The organism is Streptomyces sp. NTD107 (assembly GCF_059510435.1).
Window position 1 is genome coordinate 110,037 of the sequence record NZ_JCAJZV010000002.1, and the last position, 18,304, is coordinate 128,340.

15 protein-coding genes are annotated in these 18,304 nt (G+C 70.7%); 2 read left to right on the forward strand and 13 right to left on the reverse strand.

The window, feature by feature from the left end; translation table 11 throughout:
* Positions 1-16: 16 nt before the first annotated feature.
* Positions 17-757, forward strand: coding sequence for a 6-phosphogluconolactonase (gene pgl, locus AC5WRL_RS04235; protein WP_496087512.1), 741 nt, complete (start codon positions 17-19; stop codon positions 755-757).
* Positions 758-781: 24 nt separating this feature from the next.
* Here the strand turns inward: pgl and pgi are convergent, their stop codons facing one another.
* The 13 genes from pgi to AC5WRL_RS04300 all read right to left on the reverse strand — a co-directional run bounded on the left by pgi (position 782) and on the right by AC5WRL_RS04300 (position 15,088).
* On the reverse strand, positions 782-2,449 hold the full coding sequence (gene pgi / locus AC5WRL_RS04240; RefSeq protein ID WP_496086911.1) for a glucose-6-phosphate isomerase: 1,668 nt from the start codon (positions 2,447-2,449) through the stop codon (positions 782-784).
* A 52-nt stretch (positions 2,450-2,501) separates the two neighbouring features.
* Positions 2,502-4,235, reverse strand: a complete 1,734-nt coding sequence (locus tag AC5WRL_RS04245) for a LamG domain-containing protein (protein ID WP_496086912.1) — start codon at positions 4,233-4,235, stop codon at positions 2,502-2,504.
* 121 nt (positions 4,236-4,356) lie between these two features.
* On the reverse strand, positions 4,357-4,692 hold the full coding sequence (locus AC5WRL_RS04250) for an RNA polymerase-binding protein RbpA (RefSeq protein ID WP_019433819.1): 336 nt from the start codon (positions 4,690-4,692) through the stop codon (positions 4,357-4,359).
* 129 nt (positions 4,693-4,821) lie between these two features.
* Complete coding sequence (secG, locus tag AC5WRL_RS04255) at positions 4,822-5,046, reverse strand: preprotein translocase subunit SecG (RefSeq protein WP_375878650.1); 225 nt, start codon at positions 5,044-5,046, stop codon at positions 4,822-4,824.
* Between the two features lie 132 nt (positions 5,047-5,178).
* Entirely contained in the window at positions 5,179-5,952 is a 774-nt protein-coding gene (tpiA, locus tag AC5WRL_RS04260; protein WP_496086913.1) for a triose-phosphate isomerase, read from the reverse strand.
* Positions 5,953-5,955: 3 nt separating this feature from the next.
* Positions 5,956-7,158 (reverse strand): phosphoglycerate kinase, encoded by a 1,203-nt coding sequence (locus tag AC5WRL_RS04265; RefSeq protein WP_496086914.1) that lies wholly within the window; start codon positions 7,156-7,158, stop codon positions 5,956-5,958.
* A gap of 195 nt (positions 7,159-7,353) precedes the next feature.
* Complete coding sequence (gene gap / locus AC5WRL_RS04270; RefSeq protein ID WP_496086915.1) at positions 7,354-8,358, reverse strand: type I glyceraldehyde-3-phosphate dehydrogenase; 1,005 nt, start codon at positions 8,356-8,358, stop codon at positions 7,354-7,356.
* Between the two features lie 144 nt (positions 8,359-8,502).
* Positions 8,503-9,480, reverse strand: coding sequence for a DNA-binding protein WhiA (gene whiA / locus AC5WRL_RS04275; protein ID WP_496086916.1), 978 nt, complete (start codon positions 9,478-9,480; stop codon positions 8,503-8,505).
* Entirely contained in the window at positions 9,471-10,547 is a 1,077-nt protein-coding gene (locus tag AC5WRL_RS04280) for a gluconeogenesis factor YvcK family protein (RefSeq protein ID WP_496086917.1), read from the reverse strand. Before AC5WRL_RS04280 ends, whiA begins: the two co-directional genes overlap by 10 nt.
* Before the next feature lies 1 nt (position 10,548).
* Entirely contained in the window at positions 10,549-11,487 is a 939-nt protein-coding gene (rapZ, locus tag AC5WRL_RS04285) for an RNase adapter RapZ (protein ID WP_496086918.1), read from the reverse strand.
* Positions 11,488-11,578: 91 nt separating this feature from the next.
* On the reverse strand, positions 11,579-13,642 hold the full coding sequence (gene uvrC, locus AC5WRL_RS04290) for an excinuclease ABC subunit UvrC (RefSeq protein WP_496086919.1): 2,064 nt from the start codon (positions 13,640-13,642) through the stop codon (positions 11,579-11,581).
* An 83-nt stretch (positions 13,643-13,725) separates the two neighbouring features.
* Positions 13,726-14,382 (reverse strand): MBL fold metallo-hydrolase, encoded by a 657-nt coding sequence (locus AC5WRL_RS04295; protein WP_496086920.1) that lies wholly within the window; start codon positions 14,380-14,382, stop codon positions 13,726-13,728.
* Positions 14,383-14,395: 13 nt separating this feature from the next.
* Complete coding sequence (locus tag AC5WRL_RS04300; RefSeq protein ID WP_496086921.1) at positions 14,396-15,088, reverse strand: maleylpyruvate isomerase family mycothiol-dependent enzyme; 693 nt, start codon at positions 15,086-15,088, stop codon at positions 14,396-14,398.
* 197 nt (positions 15,089-15,285) lie between these two features.
* On the opposite strand from AC5WRL_RS04300, the gene uvrA reads away from it, so the two are divergent.
* Positions 15,286-18,225 carry an excinuclease ABC subunit UvrA gene (gene uvrA / locus AC5WRL_RS04305; RefSeq protein ID WP_496086922.1) on the forward strand — a complete coding sequence of 980 codons (2,940 nt, stop codon included), beginning with the start codon at positions 15,286-15,288 and terminating at the stop codon, positions 18,223-18,225.
* The last annotated feature ends 79 nt before the right edge of the window (positions 18,226-18,304 follow it).

Consider the following 18,304-nt stretch of genomic DNA (forward strand, 5'->3'; position numbering starts at 1 on the left):
CCGCGACAAGGAACTGATGGCGCAGGCCGCCGCCGCCCGGCTGATCACGAAGATCGTGGACGCCCAGGCGGCGCGCGGCGCGGCGTCGGTGGTGCTGACCGGTGGCCGCAACGGCAACGGTCTGCTGGCGGCGCTGGCCCAGTCCCCGGCGCGGGACGCGGTGGACTGGGCGCGGCTGGACCTGTGGTGGGGCGACGAGCGCTTCCTCCCGGCCGGGGACCCGGACCGCAACGAGGTGCAGGCCCGCTCGGCCCTCCTGGACCATGTCCCGGTGGACCCCACCCGTATCCACCCGATGCCGGCCTCGGACGGCCCGTGGGGCAGCGACGTGGAGGCGGCGGCGGAGGGCTACGCGGCGGAACTGGCGACAGCGCGCGGGACGCTGAACCACGGCGACGTACCCCTGTTCGACGTACTCCTGCTGGGGGTGGGCCCGGACACCCATGTGGCGTCGCTGTTCCCCGAGCACCCGGCGCTGCACGAGAGGGAACGCCCGGTGGTGGCGGTGCACGGCGCCCCCAAGCCGCCGCCCACCCGGATCACGCTCACCCTGCCGGCCATCCGCACCGCACGCGAGGTGTGGCTGCTGGCGGCCGGCGAGGACAAGGCCGAGGCGGCGCGGATCGCGCTGTCCGGCCCTGGCGAGCTCCAGGCACCGGCGGCCGGCGCGTACGGGCGCAGCCGCACCCTGTGGCTGCTGGACCGCGCGGCGGCCTCGGCGCTGCCGCCGCAGCTGTACCCCCCGGCGACGGCCTGACCGGGCCGCCGCCGGGGGCGGGGGTCATCTCCCGCGCAGCTCGCGGTACCGGGCGACCAGACCGGCGGTGGAGGCATCGAGACCGGGCACCTCGGCCCCCTCGCTGAGCGCGGGCTCCACCCGCCTGGCCAGCACCTTCCCCAGCTCGACTCCCCACTGGTCGAAGGAGTCGATGTCCCAGACGGCGCCCTGGACGAACACCTTGTGCTCGTACAGGGCGATCAGCTGGCCCAGCACCGACGGGGACAGTTCGGTGGCCAGGATGGTGGTGGTGGGCTTGTTCCCCGGGAACGTCCGGTGCGGCACCAGCTCCTCGGCGACGCCCTCCTCCCGCACTTCCTCGGCGGTCTTGCCGAAGGCGAGGGCCTGCCCCTGGGCGAAGAGATTCGCCATCAGGAGATCGTGCTGAGCGCTCAGTTCGGGCGCCAGCTCGGCGACGGGACGGGCAAAGCCCAGCAGATCGGCCGGAATGACCTTGGTCCCCTGATGCAGCAGCTGGAAGTAGGCGTGCTGCCCGTTGGTGCCCGGCGTCCCCCACACCACCGGCCCGGTCTGCCAGCTCACCGGCTCGCCCTGCCGGTCCACCCGCTTGCCGTTGGACTCCATGTCGAGCTGCTGGAGATACGCGGTGAACTTCGACAGGTAGTGACTGTAGGGCAGCACGGCATGTGACTGGGCGTCGTGGAACGCCCCGTACCAGACACCGAGCAGCCCGAGCAGCAGCGGCACATTCTCCTCGGCCGGGGCCGTACGGAAGTGTTCATCGACCAGATGAAACCCGTCGAGCATCTCGCGGAACCGCTCCGGCCCGATCGCGATCATCAGGGACAGCCCGATGGCCGAGTCGTAGGAGTAGCGCCCGCCGACCCAGTCCCAGAACTCAAACATGTTGTCGGTGTCGATGCCGAACTCGGCGACCTTGGCGCCGTTGGTCGACACGGCGACGAAATGCCGGGCGACGGCCGACGCGTCCCCGCCCAGCCCGTCGAGCAGCCACCGCCGGGCGGAAGTGGCGTTGGTGATGGTCTCAATGGTGGTGAAGGTCTTGGACGCGACGATGAACAGGGTGCGCGCCGGATCGAGATCGCGCACCGCCTCGTGCAGATCGGCGCCGTCCACATTGGAGACGAACCGGAAGCCGATCTCCCGCGCGGTGAACGGCCGCAGCGCCTCGTACGCCATCGCGGGCCCCAGATCGGAGCCTCCGATGCCGATGTTGACGACGGTGGTGATCCGCTCCCCGGTGTGCCCGCGCCACTCCCCCGACCGCACCCGGTCGGCGAAGGCGGCCATCTTGTCGAGCACCGCGTGCACGCCCGGTACGACGTTCTCCCCGTCGGCCTCGACCACAGCGCCCCGGGGCGCGCGCAGCGCGGTGTGCAGTACGGCCCGGTCCTCGGTGGTGTTGATGCGCTCGCCCCGGAACATGGCGTCCCGCAGCTCGGCCACCCCCCGGGAGGCGGCCAGCTCGCGCAGCAGCCGCAGCGTCTCGTCCGTCACCAACTGCTTGGAGAAGTCCACATGAAGATCACCGACATCGAGCACGTACCGCTGGGCCCGTGCCGGATCCTTGGCGAACAGCTCCCGGAGCGAGGACTCCCCCAGCGCCACCCGATGCTCCCCGAGCGCCCGCCACTCTTCCGAACGATCCAGCCTGCCACGACGACCGGCGCCGTTGTTGTTCTCAGTCACTTTGCCCAAGCTAGCCGATCGACCGACGGCACGACGTGCCACCCGCCCGTGTTCACGGCTGGCTGACGTAGTAGAGCTGACGGGCCTGGTAGTCGGTGGAGTTCCGGTCGTAGAAGCGCACGTCATCCACCTGTCCGTCGAGGTGGCGCACCGCTCCGGCGGGTCCGTCGGCCGCCCCGATGGTGACCCGCCCGGTCGCGGTGAACCCGGCGTCGACGGCCGCGGTACCGACCCGCTCGCCGTTCACGTACAGCCGCAGTTCCCCGGTGTGGGCGTCGAATACCCCGATGAGATGAGTCCATTCGGTGGGGTCGACGGCGCCCGCACCGGCGGCGACGCTGGTGACCAAGGCATCGGCGGTGTCCCGGCCGGCTCGCCGGACGGACCAGCCGTCCTTTTCGTCGAAGCCGAGGGCGATCGCCGCCTGGTGTGTTCCGTTCAGCGCGATCAGGACGGCGTCCTGGGCCCGCTCGTCGAGCCGGACCCAGCCGGCGACCGTGTGGGAGCGTGCGGTGTCCAGGACGGGCCGGTCGGTCGCGGCGTACCCGGTCGCCCCGTCCAGTTCGAGCACCGTGTCCTTACGGGCCGGTACCCCGGCCCGGGCCGCGCCGTACAGGGCTGCGGAGACCGGCTCGCTCCGCCCCACCAGGGCGGTGGCACCGTAGGCTTCCTCCATGGCCCACAGCATCTTGGCGGGCCGCGCACCGTCATCGAGAGGCTGATGAGCGCCGAGGTCGGCGACCTGGCCGGCGCTCAGGGCATAGTCGTAGAACCGCACCTCGTCGAGATCTCCGGCGAAGTGGTCCCGGAGCGTGCTGACATCGAGCGCGGCACCGAGGACCACGCCACCGCGCATGTCCCAGGGCGTGGTGAACGGCACCGATCCGGCGGGCTTTCCGTCGACGTAGAGCAGCAGTCGCCGGGCCGCCGCGTCATGGACTCCGGTGACGTGGGTCCAGACCCCCAGGGCGGCGGGCTCCCCCTGCCCGGCCTCGGCGCGTTCGGCGCCCTTGGCGCTGTCAACGGCACCGGAGAAGCTCCAGCCGTCCGCTCCCGGCCGCGCGGTGAACTCGATCCCACTACCCCGGGCACCTCCCTGCGCCACTGGCACCATGGCCCGGTCGATTCCCTCCTCGGGAAGCCGGGCCCAGAAGGAGACGGAGAAACTGCGGGAGGTGTCCACCACCGGGTGGGTGGTGGCCGCGTACCCGCCCTGCCCGTCGAACCGCGCACCATCGCCGCTGACGCCGGGGGTGCCGAGGGTGACCCGGCCACGGATGACGGCCCGCCGGGGCTCGGCCTGGGCGGTGACGGCGCTCGCCTCGGCGGACTCCGTCATGTCCCAGATCAGCCGGGGTGGTTCGCCGGCGCTCACCTTCACCCGGTAGATACGGATCGGCGAAGGGTTCTTGGTGCGCGAGGTGTCAAAGGCACGCACCATGATCAAATGCAGACCAGGCTGGTCGGGCGTGAACAGGAAGGTCCTGGGGGCGCCGGCGACCGTACGGATGCTGTTGCGTTCCGTCGGATCGCTGTTGATCCCGTACCAGAAGAGATCCGCCTCCGGATCGGGCGAGCTGATGGTGATCACACTGGGCTTGCCCACGCCGTCCCACCACGGATCGAGCGGATCGTCCGAATCAATCTCCGGATACTCCGCCGAGAAGATGTCCGGCGCCGCCAGCTCCCCCTGCGCCGCCGTCCGCTCCCCGGCGACCGCCGGTCCGGCCGTCAGGCCGAGCGACAGGGCAGCGCCCAGCAGTAGTACCAACACCGCGCGGGCCACTGAGCCCGCTCCCACCCCATACGTCACACGCCGCGACCACATGAGCGTAAATCGTAAAGATGATCAGCGCATATGTCCACACCGTAAAGACGCATGAGCGACGGGCGACCGGGGCCAGGGGTCAGATCTCGCCGCGCAGTTTCGCCAGCGCCTCCGCCAGGATGGCCTCGCCGTCCGCCGCGCTGCGGCGTTCGCGGACGTAGGCCAGGTGGGTCTTGTACGGCTCCGTGCGGGGCGGGGCCGGGGGGGCCTCGCGTTCGGGGCCGGCGGGGAAGCCGCAGCGCTGGCAGTCCCAGGTGTCCGGGATCTGTGCGTCGCTGGCGAAGCTCGGTTGTGTCTCGTGTCCGTTGGCGCACCAGAAGGAGACCCGCAGCCGTGGCGCGGATTCGCCCCGTTCGGCCTCGCCCATGGGCCCCGCGCCGACCCGGCTGCCCCGGATCGCGTTGCCACCTGCCACTGTCGTAACTCCCTGCCTCACTACACGTGCTAAGAAGTCGCCTCAGTCTATGCAAGGCTCAACGCACGTCCAGTGCCCGAGTTACGAAGAACCGGGACCGTCCCCGCTCACGCGGGGACGTGCGGTGGTTCAGGACTTCATCTGCAGACCGAGCAGCACGATGATCACAAACCAAGCGAGCCCGACGATCACGGTGATCCGGTCAAGGTTGCGTTCGGCGACCGATGAACCGCCCACCGAGGACTGCATGCCGCCACCGAACATGTCGGAGAGGCCGCCGCCCTTCCCCTTGTGCATCAGCACAAGCAGCCCCAACAGGAAGCTGAAGACGATCAGGGCGATCTGGAGCGCCAATTCCACGACTGGGACCAACTCTCTCGGACGGATGGACACACACAATGTACAGGGCGTCGGGGGCCGGGTGGAGACGCGGGACGTCTCCGGTCCGGCCCCCGGACAGGGTATCGCTAGTCCACGGCCAAAGCGTTACTGGTCGCGGAACCTGACGATCTTGGTGAACTCCTCGGCGTCCAGCGCCGCACCGCCCACCAGGGCGCCGTCCACATCGGGCTGCGCCATGATCGCCGCCACATTGCCGGACTTCACCGAGCCGCCGTACTGGATGCGGACGCCGTCCGCCAGCTCGGCGTCGTACAGCTCCGCCAGCCGGGCACGGATCGCCCCGCACACCTCCTGGGCGTCCTCGGGGGTGGCCACCTCGCCGGTCCCGATCGCCCACACCGGCTCATAGGCGATCACGATGGTCGCCGCCTGCTCCGCCGGGATGTCCTTGAGCGCGCCGTCCAGCTGGGCCAGCGTGTGCGCGACCTGCCCGCCCGCCTTGCGGATCTCCAGACCCTCCCCGACGCACAGGATCGGGGTGAGTTCGTGCCGGTAGGCGGCCTTGACCTTGGCGTTGCAGGTGGCGTCGTCCTCGCCGTGGTACTGCCGGCGCTCGGAGTGGCCGATCACCGCGTACGTACACCTCAGCTTGGCGAGCATCGCGCCGGAGATCTCCCCGGTGTACGCGCCGGAGTCGTGCGCCGAGATGTCCTGGGCGCCGTACTTGATCTTGAGTTTGTCGCCGTCGACCAGGGTCTGCACCGTGCGCAGATCGGTGAACGGCGGCAGTACGGCCACCTCCACCGCGTCGAAGTCCTTGTCCGACAGGGCGAAGGCCAGCTTCTGGAGATGGGCGATGGCCTCAAGGTGGTTGAGGTTCATCTTCCAGTTGCCCGCCATCAACGGGGTACGTGCCATGGTTCAGTCCTCCAGTGCGGCAAGGCCGGGGAGGGTCTTGCCCTCCAGGTATTCGAGGCTGGCGCCGCCCCCGGTCGAGATGTGGCCGAACGCCGTCTCGTCGAAGCCCAGGATGCGCACCGCCGCCGCCGAGTCACCGCCGCCGACCACGGTGAAGGCGGGCGAGTCCAGCAGCGCCTGGGTGACCGCCCGGGTGCCGGCCGCGAAGTCCGGGTGCTCGAAGACACCCATCGGGCCGTTCCAGAAGACGGTCGCGGCGTCGGCGAGCTTGGCCGCGTACAGCTCGGTGGTGCGCGGGCCGATGTCCAGGCCCATCACACCGGCCGGGATGGCGTCGGCCGGCACCACGGTGGGGTGCGCGGGCGCCTTGGTGGCCAGATCGGGGAACCTCTCGGCCACCACCACGTCCACCGGCAGCACGAACTCCACGCCCCGCTCGGCCGCCCGGCGCAGATACTCGCGCACCACGGGCAGCTGGTCCTCCTGGAGCAGCGAGCTGCCGACCTCGTGGCCCTGGGCCTTGAGGAAGGTGAACACCATGCCGCCGCCGATCAGAATCCGGTCGGCGCGCTCCAGCAGATGGTCGATGACGCCGAGCTTGTCGGAGACCTTGGCACCGCCGAGGATCACCGCGTAGGGGCGGCGTACGTCCTCGGTGAGCTGCTTGAGTACGCCCAGCTCGCTCTCGATCAGCCCGCCGGCGGCGTGCGGCAGCCGGGCCGGGAGGTCGTACACCGAGGCGTGCTTGCGGTGCACGGCACCGAAGCCGTCGCCGACGTACGCGTCCGCGAGCTGGGCCAGCTGGTCGGCGAAGGCGCCGCGCTCGGCGTCGTCCTTGCTGGTCTCGCCCGGGTTGAAGCGCAGGTTCTCCAGCAGCGCCACCTGGCCGTCGGCCAGGCCCGCCACGGTGGTACGGGCGCTGTCGCCGACCGTGTCGGCGGCGAACGCCACCGGGGTGGCGAGCAGTTCGCCGAGCCGGGCGGCGACCGGTGCCAGCGAGAACGCCGGGTCGGGCGCGCCCTTGGGGCGGCCGAGGTGGGAGGCGACGATCACCTTGGCGCCGGCCGCGGCCAGCTTCCGGATCGTCGGGACGGCGGCCCTGATCCGGCCGTCGTCGGTGATCTTCCCGCCTTCCAGCGGGACATTGAGGTCGGCGCGGACGAAGACCCGCCGCCCGGCCACCTCAAGATCGTCAATCGTCTTCATATCTGTGCTGCGCTCCTCGTGAAAGGGCGGGCCCGCGCCGGAGCCGGGTTCGGCGGCCCCGCCCCACACAGCAGGGCCCGCGACGCGCGTGCTGCGCGGCTCGCGGGCCCTGCGTGTCGGGGCGGGGGCCGGCCGGACGGCCGGTGCCCGTACAACCGCTGTGGCCTGCTGCCGATCGTGGAAACGATCAGCGGGTCACAGGCGCTCGCCGACGAAGACGGTCAGGTCGACGAGGCGGTTGGAGTAGCCCCACTCGTTGTCGTACCAGCCGACGATCTTGACCTGGTTGCCCTGGACCATGGTGAGCTGGGCGTCGAAGGTGCAGGACGCGGGCCAGTTCACGATGTCCGAGGAGACGATGGCGTCCTCGGTGTAGTCCAGGATGCCCTTGAGCTCACCGGAGGCGGCGGCCTGGAAGGCGGCGTTGACCTCTTCGATGGTGACATCGCGGTCCAGGTCGACGACCAGGTCGGTGACCGAGCCGGTGGGCACCGGGACGCGCATCGAGATGCCGTCCAGCTTGCCCTTGAGCTGCGGGAGCACCAGGGCGGTGGCCTTGGCGGCACCGGTGGTGGTCGGGATGACGTTGATCGCGGCGGCACGGGCCCGGCGCGGGTCGCTGTGCGGGAAGTCCAGGATCCGCTGGTCGTTGGTGTACGCGTGGATCGTGGTCATCAGGCCCTTGACGATGCCGAAGCTCTCGTCCAGGACCTTCGCCATCGGCGCCACACAGTTGGTGGTGCAGGAGGCGTTGGAGATGATGTCGTGCTTCGCCGGGTCGTAGTCGTCCTGGTTGACGCCCAGGACGATGGTCACGTCCTCGTTCTTCGCCGGGGCGGAGATCAGGACCTTCTTGGCGCCGGCGGCGATGTGCTTGGCGGCGTCCTCGCGCTTGGTGAAGATGCCGGTGGACTCGATGACGATGTCGGCGCCCAGCTCGGCCCACGGCAGGTTCGCGGGGTCGCGCTCCGCCAGGGTCTTGAAGGTCTGGTTGCCCACCGTGATGGTGTCCTCGGTGTGGCTCACCTCTTCCTTGAGGCGGCCGAGGACGCTGTCGTACTTCAGCAGATGAACCAGGGTGGCGTTGTCGGTCAGGTCGTTGACGCCAACGACCTGGACATCTGCACCCTGCTCAAGGAGCGCGCGGAAGTAGTTGCGGCCGATACGGCCAAAGCCGTTGATTCCTACGCGGATCGTCACGAACCGATCTCCTCGTTGGTAGCCGGATGCGGATTCCGGCGATGCTGTATGGGACGTCCCCGACCTCCGCCGAGCCTACCGCGCCGGGATCCGGGCGGTGACATCGGCCGGGGGCGGGGGCGGGGACCGGCGGCAGGGCCGGGGTCAGCCGACCATTTCCTCGGTGAGATTCGACTCGGTGCCCGGGACGCCGAGGTCCTGGGCCCGCTTGTCGGCCATCGCCAGCAGCCTGCGGATCCGGCCGGCGACCGCGTCCTTGGTCAGCGGCGGGTCGGCGAGCGCGCCCAGCTCCTCCAGGGACGCCTGCTTGTGCTCCATGCGCAGCCGGCCGGCCGCCGCCAGGTGCTCGGGGACCTCCTCGCCGAGGATCTCCAGCGCCCGCTGCACCCGGACCCCGGCCGCCACGGCGGCGCGGGCCGAGCGGCGCAGATTGGCGTCGTCGAAGTTGGCCAGCCGGTTGGCGGTGGCCTTCACCTCGCGCCGCATCCGGCGCTCCTCCCAGGCCAGCACGGACTCGTGCGCGCCGAGGCGGGTCAACAGCGCGCCGATCGCGTCACCGTCCCGGACGACGACGCGGTCCACGCTGCGCACCTCGCGGGCCTTGGCGGCGATCTGGAGCCGGCGGGCGGCGCCCACCAGGGCCAGCGCCGCCTCCGGGCCGGGGCAGGTGACCTCCAGGGAGGAGGAGCGGCCCGGCTCGGTCAGCGAGCCGTGCGCGAGGAAGGCGCCGCGCCAGGCGGCCTCGGCGTCACAGGTGGCGCCGGAGACCACCTGCGGCGGGAGCCCCCGGATGGGGCGGCCCCGGCCGTCCACCAGGCCGGTCTGCCGGGCCAGCTGATCGCCGCCGGCCACCACCCGCACCACGTAGCGGCTGCCGCGCCGCAGCCCGCCGGGGGCCATCACCACCAGGTCGGAGGAGTGTCCGAAGATCTCCAGGATGTCCCGGCGCAGCCGGCGGGCGGCGATTCCGGTGTCCAGCTCCGCCTCGATCACAATCCGCCCGCTGACCAGGTGCAGGCCGCCGGCGAACCGCAGGACCGACGACACCTCCGACTTGCGGCAGCAGGTGCGGGTGACGGGGAGCCGTGAGATCTCGTCCTTCACCGCGGCCGTCATCGCCATGGGCCGATCCTTCCATGCATACGAAAAATACGGTCATACGCGGTGGCCAGCAGTTCCGGGTCGTGCCGTGCGGAGCCGCCGCCGGTGAGCGGATCACCGGCGGCGGCCACCGGGGCCAGCTGGACCGAAGCCCCCAGCCGCTCTGCGGCCAGGCTCAGGCTCTCCTGGTCGGGCACCGCTGCCCGATCGGCCAGCACCACGTCAAAGGCGAGTTTAGGGGCGTGTTGTACCAAAACCTCCACATGACGCTGCGGGGAGAAGCCATCAGTTTCCCCGGGCTGGGGTGCGAGGTTGAGCGAAAGCACCCTGCGGGCCTTGGTACGGATGAGCGCGTCCAGCAGTTCGGGCACCAGCAGATGGGGGATCACCGAGGAGAACCACGAACCCGGGCCCAGGATCACCCAGTCCGCGTCCAGCACGGCCTGGACCGCCTCCGGGACGGCGGGCGGGTCGTGCGGCACCAGCACCACCTGGAGCACTTCGCCGGGGGTCAGCGCGACGGTGGCCTGGCCGCGTACCCGGCTCAGCGCCTGCGGACGGCCGGTGTCGTGGCCCCGTACCAGTGCTTCGAGCTCCAGTGGCACGGCCGACATCGGCAGCACCCGGCCGTGCGCGCCCAGCAGTTTGCCGACCAGATCGAGCGCCTGGACGTGGTCGCCCAGTTGTTCCCACAGTGCGACGATCAACAGATTGCCGACCGCGTGATCATGCAGCGCGCCCTCGCTCTTGAAGCGGTGCTGGACCACCTCCGACCAGGTACGGCCCCAGTCGTCGTCGCCGCACAGCGCGGCCAGCGCCTTGCGCAGGTCGCCGGGCGGCAGCACTCCCAGCTCGTCGCGCAGCCGGCCGCTGGAGCCGCCGTCGTCGGCGACGGTGACCACGGCGGTCAGATCGCCGGTGATGCGGCGCAGCGCGGTGAGCGAGGCGGACAGGCCCATGCCGCCGCCCAGGGCGACCACTTTGGGCTGGGCTCCGCGCCGCGGGGTGCGCCCCGCGCGGCCGATGCGGCGGATGACGGTGCGTCCGCGCCCGGGGTCCCGGCCCTGCCGGGCGGCCTTTCGTGGCATGTTATTCGCGCCCCATGTCCCGGTGTACGACGACGGTTTCGATGCCTTCGGCGGCCAGCACCTTGGCAAGGCGTTCGGAGACGGCGACGGAGCGGTGCTTGCCGCCGGTGCAGCCGACCGCGATGGTCACATAGCGCTTGCCCTCGCGCCGGTAGCCGGCCGCGACCAGGTGCAGCAGTTCGGCGTAGCGCTCCAGGAACTCCTTGGCGCCGGGCTGGTCGAAGACATAGCCGGCCACCTCCTCGCTGGTGCCGGTGAACGGCCGCAGTTCGGGGACCCAGTGCGGGTTGGGCAGGAAGCGGCAGTCCACCACATGGTCGGCGTCCACCGGCAGGCCGTACTTGTAGCCGAAGGACATCACGGTGGCGCGCAGTTCCGGTTCGTCACCGCTGGTGAACTGGGCGTCCATCTTGGCGCGCAGTTCGTGCACGTTGAGGTTGGAGGTGTCGATCACCAGGTCGGCGTCGCCGCGCAGTTCACGGAGCAGATCGCGTTCGGCGGCGATGCCGTCCACGATCCGGCCGTCGCCCTGGAGGGGGTGCGGGCGGCGCACCGATTCGAAGCGCTGGACGAGGGCGTTGTCGGAGGCTTCGAGGAAGACCACGCGCCGGGTGACGGACTTGGTGTCCAGGTCGGCGAGGGATTCGCGGAGGCTGTCGAAGAAGCTGCGGCCCCGGACGTCCACGACCACGGCGATCCGGGCGACATTGCCCTGGGAGCGGGCGCCGAGATCGACCATGGTGGGGATGAGGGAGGGCGGCAGGTTGTCGACCACGAACCAGCCGAGGTCCTCCAGACACTTGGCGGCGGTGCTGCGGCCGGCTCCGGACATGCCGGAGATGATCACGAGTTCGGGGGTGGGGCCGGTCTCCTCACTGGCGGTGACGGCTCCGTTGACGGTGGGTTCGGGCTGTTCCGGGGCTCTGCTGTGTTCGGTCATGATCTCTCTTCCCCCGCCGTTGTGTGGTGTGTGGGTGGTGTGGTTGCGGTGCGGTGCGGCCGGGCGCGCGCCGCGCGGGGCGGCGGTGCGCTCAGTCCTCGATGATCTCGCCGGTGGCCGTGTTGACGGCCGGGGCGGCCCGGCCGCTCTCGGTGAGCGCGGCCAGCACCGTCTCGGCGGTTTTCCGGCCTATGCCGGGGACCTCGCAGATCTCCTCCACCGAGGCGGCGCGCAGCCGCTTGACGGAGCCGAAGTGCTTCAGGAGCGCCTTCTTGCGGGTCTCACCGAGTCCGGGGACCGCGTCCAGCGGCCCTTTCTTCATCGATTGTGCCCGTTTGCCGCGCTGATAGCGGATGGCGAAGCGGTGTGCCTCGTCCCGGACCCGCTGGAGCAGGTAGAGCCCCTCGCTGGTGCGGGGCAGGATCACCGGGTCGCTGTCGTCGGGCAGCCAGACCTCTTCGAGCCGCTTGGCGAGGCCGCACACCGCCACGTCGTCGATGCCCAGCTCGTCCATGGCGCGCCGGGCGGCGGCCACCTGGGGGGCGCCGCCGTCGACGACCACCAGTTGCGGCGGGTAGGCGAAGCGCTTGGGGCGGCCGTCGTCATCCCGGTGGCCGTCCTCGTGGGGGGCCTCGTCGTGGCGGCCGTCGTCGCGGGGGGCGCCGTTGCCGGTGCCGTTCTCCTCGCCCTCCGGTGTTTCCGGGGACTCCTCGACCCAGCCGCCGCTCTGCTCCTTCTCCCGCAGATAGCGGCGGAAGCGGCGCGAGATCACCTCGTGCATCGCGCGGACGTCGTCCTGCCCGGCGAAGCTCTTGATCTGGAAGCGGCGGTACTCGCTCTTGCGGGCCAGGCCGTCCTCGAAGACGACCATGGAGGCGACCACGTCCTCGCCCTGGAGGTGGGAGATGTCGAAGCACTCGATGCGCAGCGGCGCCGAGTCCAGGCCGAGCGCCTCGCTGATCTCCTCCAGGGCCCGGGACCGGGTGGTCAGGTCGGAGGCGCGCTTGGTCTTGTGCAGGGCGAGCGCCTGCTCGGCGTTGCGCTGCACGGTGGCCATCAGGTCCTTCTTGTCGCCGCGCTGCGGGACCCGCAGGCTGACCCGGGAGCCGCGTCGTTCGCCGAGCCAGTCGGTGAGGGCGGCCTCGGCCTCGGGGAGCACGGGGACAAGGACCTCGCGCGGGACGCCGCCGGTGCCGCCGGCGCCGGCCTCGTCCCCCCATTCCTCGCCGTACAGCTGCTGGAGGGCGTGCTCGACGAGCTGCCCGGTGGCCACGTGCTCGACCTTGTCGGTGACCCAGCCGCGCTGGCCGCGCACCCGGCCGCCGCGGACGTGGAAGATCTGGACGGCCGCCTCCAGCTCGTCCTCGGCGAGGGCGATGAGGTCGGCGTCGGTGGCGTCGGCGAGGACGACGGCGTTCTTCTCCATGGCGCGCTTGAGCGCTTCGATGTCGTCGCGCAGCCGGCCGGCCCGCTCGTACTCCATGGCGTGTGACGCCTCGTCCATCTCGCTCTCCAGCCGGCGCAGATGGGTGCCGGTCCGGCCTGCCATGAAGTCACAGAAGTCTTCGGCGAGTTGACGGTGCTCCTCGGGGGTGACCCGGCCGGTGCAGGGGGCGGAGCACTTGTCGATGTAGCCGAGCAGACAGGGGCGGCCGATCTGGTGGGCGCGCTTGAAGACGCCGGCGGAGCAGGTGCGTACGGGGAAGACCCGCAGCAGCAGGTCGACGGTCTCGCGGATGGCCCAGGCGTGGCCGTACGGGCCGAAGTACCGTACGCCCTTGCGTTTGGGGCCGCGCATGACCTGGGCGCGGGGGAACTCCTCGTTCATGGTGACGGCGAGCGAGGGATAGCTCTTGTCGTCGCGGTACTTGACGTTGAAGCGGGGGTCGTACTCCTTGATCCAGGTGTACTCCAGCTGGAGCGCCTCCACCTCGGTGGAGACCACGGTCCACTCCACGGAGGCGGCGGTGGTGACCATGGTGGCGGTCCTGGGGTGCAGCCCGGAGAGGTCCTGGAAGTAGGAGGACAGCCGCTGCCGGAGGCTCTTGGCCTTGCCCACGTAGATGACCCGGCCGTGCTGGTCGCGGAAGCGGTAGACGCCCGGCTCTTCGGGGATCTCGCCCGGCTTCGGGCGGTAGCTGGAGGGGTCGGCCATGTGCACAACCCTACTGCCGGGGACTGACACTTCATGGTCACCCCGGCGGCCGTCCGGGGGGGGTGTACGGGCCCCGCCGGCGGCTACCAGCCGCGCTCGCGCCAGGCGGGGAGCTGGGGGCGTTCGGCTCCGAGGGTGGTGTCGGCGCCGTGTCCGGGATAGACCCAGGTCTCATCCGGAAGGGTGGCGAACAGCCGGGTCTCCACGTCGTGCAGGAGGCTGCCGAAGGCGGCCGGGTCGCCGTGGGTGTTGCCGACGCCGCCGGGGAAGAGGCTGTCGCCGGTGAACAGGTGGGGGTGGCCGTCGGGGTCGTCGTAGACGAGGGCGACGGAGCCGGGGGTGTGGCCGGTGAGGCGGCGTACGGTGAGAGCGATGTCACCGAAGGTGATGGTGTCGTCGTCCTCCAGCGGGACGTCGGTGTCCACCGGGATGCCTTCGGTGTCGGGGCGGCCGGCGTAGGTGGTGGCGCCGGTGGCGCCGACCACCTCGGCGAGGGCCTGCCAGTGGTCGCCGTGCCGGTGGGTGGTGACGACGGCGGTGATGCCGTCGTCACCGATGAGCTCCAGCAGGGTGGCGGGTTCGGCGGCTGCGTCGATGAGCAGCTGGGCGCCGGTGGCGCGGCAGCGCAGCAGATAGGCGTTGTTGTTCATGGGGCCGACCGCGACCTTGGAGATGATCAGGCGGGCCAGTTCATGGGCGTCCGCCGGCCCGCCGACCGTGACATTTCCGGTGTACGACATGGCGGTCAGTGTGTCAGAGCGGGGGCAGCACGGGCAGCGGCCCCCCGCTGACGGTGAGGCCGGAGCCGGTGGTGCGTCCGGAGAGCCAGCCGACGAGGGCGGTGGGGGTGCCGGCGATCACCACCCGGGTGCCGTCGTGGCCGCCGCTGTACCAGGCACGGCCGTCCTCGGCACGCAGGTCGAGGGGCGGCAGTTCCGGGTGGCCCTCGAAGCGGCGGGTGAGGTAGTCGACGGCGCGGTCGGTGAAGGCTCCGGGGAGGTCGTCGACGGTGCGGCCGATGCCGAGGTCGACGTGGTGGAGCTCGATCTCGACCCAGCGGCGCAGCGGCAGGGAGGCGAGCGTGTCGCGGACGCCGTTGCGCAGTTCGGCGACGGTACGCCACTGGTCGGCGGGCAGCGCGGCGAAGGCGTCGGCCAGGGCGGCGGCGGTGGTACGTACGTCGGCGCGCTGCTCGGCGGGCGGGCGGGCGGCGCCGGCCGCGATCTCGGCGTCCCTGGCGCCTTCACTGGGGTACATGGGGCGGCCGGCCAGCACATTGACGAGGGCGTCGGCGTTGCGGGCGAGGTGGGTGGTGAGGTGGCCCCGGGTCCAGCCGGGCAGCTGGCTGGGGCCGGTGAGCGCGGTGTCGTCCAGGGCGTCGAGGGCGGTCAGCAGGCGTTGGGTGGCGCCGTGCAGACCGGTGAGATCGGCGGTGGGCTGCGTCATGATCACACGCTATCCGGGACCACTCCTTCGAGTGAAGATGGCGGAATCCGCCCGGGAATCGAACGCACGTGCTATAGGCTGGCTCATCGCGCCAGAAGGCCGTCTCGGCCTTGCTTCGTTCCGCCGCCCCTACTCTTGGACGGGGGTGCTCCGTGCGCCATGGGGTCCCCGTTCTTCACACGAAAGGTGCCATCCGCGTGGCCGACCGGCTCACCGTTCGCGGAGCTCGCGAACACAACCTCAAGAACGTCTCGCTCGACCTGCCGCGCGATGCCCTGATCGTCTTCACCGGCCTGTCGGGCTCGGGCAAGTCCTCGCTGGCCTTCGACACGATCTTCGCGGAGGGGCAGCGCCGCTACGTCGAGTCGCTGTCCGCGTACGCCCGGCAGTTCCTGGGCCAGATGGACAAGCCGGACGTCGACTTCATCGAGGGCCTGTCGCCGGCGGTGTCCATCGACCAGAAGTCGACCTCGCGCAATCCGCGCTCGACGGTGGGCACCATCACCGAGGTCTACGACTATCTGCGGCTGCTGTTCGCCCGCATCGGCAAGCCGCACTGCCCCGAGTGCGGCCGGCCCATCGCCCGCCAGTCGCCCCAGGCCATCGTGGACAAGGTGCTGGCGCTGGAGGAGGGCAGCAGGTTCCAGGTGCTCTCGCCGCTGGTGCGCGAGCGCAAGGGCGAGTTCGTCGATCTCTTCGCCGACCTCCAGACCAAGGGCTACAGCCGGGCCCGGGTGGACGGCGCCACCATCCAGCTCGCCGAGCCGCCCAAGCTCAAGAAGCAGGAGAAGCACACCATCGAGGTGGTCATCGACCGGCTCACCGTCAAGGAGAGCGCCAAGCGGCGGCTGACCGACTCGGTGGAGACGGCGCTGGGCCTGTCCGGCGGCATGGTGGTGCTCGACTTCGTCGATCTGCCGGAGGACGATCCGCAGCGCGAACGGATGTTCTCCGAGCATCTGTACTGCCCGTACGACGACCTGTCCTTCGAGGAGCTGGAGCCGCGCTCCTTCTCCTTCAACTCCCCCTTCGGCGCCTGCCCGGAGTGCACCGGCATCGGCACCCGGATGGAGGTGGACCCGGAGCTGATCATCCCGGACCCGGAGAAGTCCCTGGAGGAGGGCGCCATCCACCCGTGGTCGCACGGCCACACCCGCGGCTACTTCCACCATCTGATCGCCGCCCTCGGCGACGCGCTGAGCTTCCGCACCGATGTGCCCTGGGAAGCGCTGCCGCAGCGGGCCAAGAAGGCGCTGCTGAACGGCCACCGCACCAAGATCGAGGTCCGCTACGAGAACCGGCACGGCCAGGAGCGCGCCTACGCCACCGCCTTCGAGGGCGTGATCCCCTTCCTGCGCCGCCGCTACGCCGAGGCCGACACCGACGCCGGGCGCGAGCGCTTCGAGGGCTACATGCGCGAGGCCCCCTGCCCCGCCTGCCAAGGCACCCGGCTCAAGCCGCTGGTGCTGGCGGTCACCGTCCAGGGCAGGTCCATCGCCGAGGTCTCGGCCATGTCCATCAGCGAGTGCTCGGACTTCCTGCGCGGCATGCGGCTGGACGCCCGGGAGAAGGCCATCGCCGAACGGGTCCTCAAGGAGGTCAACGAGCGACTGCGGTTCCTGGTCGACGTCGGCCTGGACTATCTCTCGCTCAACCGCGCCGCCGGCTCGCTCTCCGGCGGCGAGGCCCAGCGCATCCGGCTGGCCACCCAGATCGGGTCAGGACTGGTCGGCGTGCTCTACGTCCTGGACGAGCCGTCCATCGGCCTGCACCAGCGCGACAACCACCGGCTGATCGAGACCCTGGTACGGCTGCGCGACCTGGGCAACACCCTGATCGTCGTCGAGCACGACGAGGACACCATCAAGACCTCGGACTGGGTGGTGGACATCGGCCCCGGCGCCGGCGAGCACGGCGGCAAGGTGGTGCACAGCGGCCCGCTGGCCGAGCTGCTGGCCAACGAGGAGTCGATCACCGGCCAGTATCTGACCGGCGCCCGCTCCATCCCGATGCCCGAGGTACGGCGCCCGGCGGACGGCGCCGGGCGGCTGACCGTGCACGGCGCGCGCCAGCACAATCTGAAGAACATCGATGTGAGCTTCCCGGTCGGGGTGCTCACCGCGGTCACCGGGGTCTCAGGGTCCGGCAAGTCCACGCTGGTCAATGACATCCTCTACACCCACCTGGCCCGCGAGCTGAACCGGGCGAAGGCGGTGCCGGGGCGGCACACCAAGGTCACCGGCGACGATCTGGTCGACAAGGTGGTCCACGTCGACCAGTCCCCCATCGGCCGCACCCCGCGCTCCAACCCGGCCACGTACACCGGGGTCTTCGACCACGTCCGCAAGCTGTTCGCCGAGACGACGGAGGCCAAGGTCCGCGGCTATCTGCCGGGGCGTTTCTCCTTCAATGTGAAGGGCGGGCGCTGCGAGAACTGCGCGGGCGACGGCACCATCAAGATCGAGATGAACTTCCTGCCGGACGTGTATGTGCCGTGCGAGGTCTGCCACGGCGCGCGGTACAACCGGGAGACGCTGGAGGTGCACTACAAGGGCAAGTCCATCGCCGAGGTGCTGGACATGCCCATCGAGGAGGCGCTGGGCTTCTTCGAGGCGGTCCCGGCCATCGCCCGTCATCTGCGCACGCTCAACGATGTGGGCCTGGGCTACGTACGGCTCGGGCAGCCCGCCACCACCCTGTCCGGCGGTGAGGCGCAGCGCGTCAAGCTGGCCTCCGAGCTTCAGCGACGGTCGACCGGCAGCACGGTCTATGTGCTGGACGAGCCGACCACCGGGCTGCATTTCGAGGACATCAGGCGGCTGATCGAGGTGCTGTCCGACCTGGTGGACAAGGGCAACACCGTGATCGTCATCGAGCACAACCTCGATGTGATCAAGACCGCCGACTGGGTCGTGGACATGGGCCCCGAGGGTGGGCAGGGCGGCGGCAGCGTCATCGCCGAGGGCACCCCGGAGGAGGTCGCGGCCGTGCCGGCCAGCCACACCGGGAAGTTCCTGCGTGAGGTGCTCGGTGACCGGGTGAGCGACGCGACCCCGGCGGCCAGGCGCGCCACCACCCGGAAGAAGGCCCCGGCCAGGAAGACGGCGGCGACCGGGAAGAAGACCGCCAAGAAGTAGGCTGTCCGGCTCCGTTCACCGGAGTTCGCCGGGAATTGGCGGCGTCGCACTGGTGCGGCGCCGCCTGGCTTGGAACGCT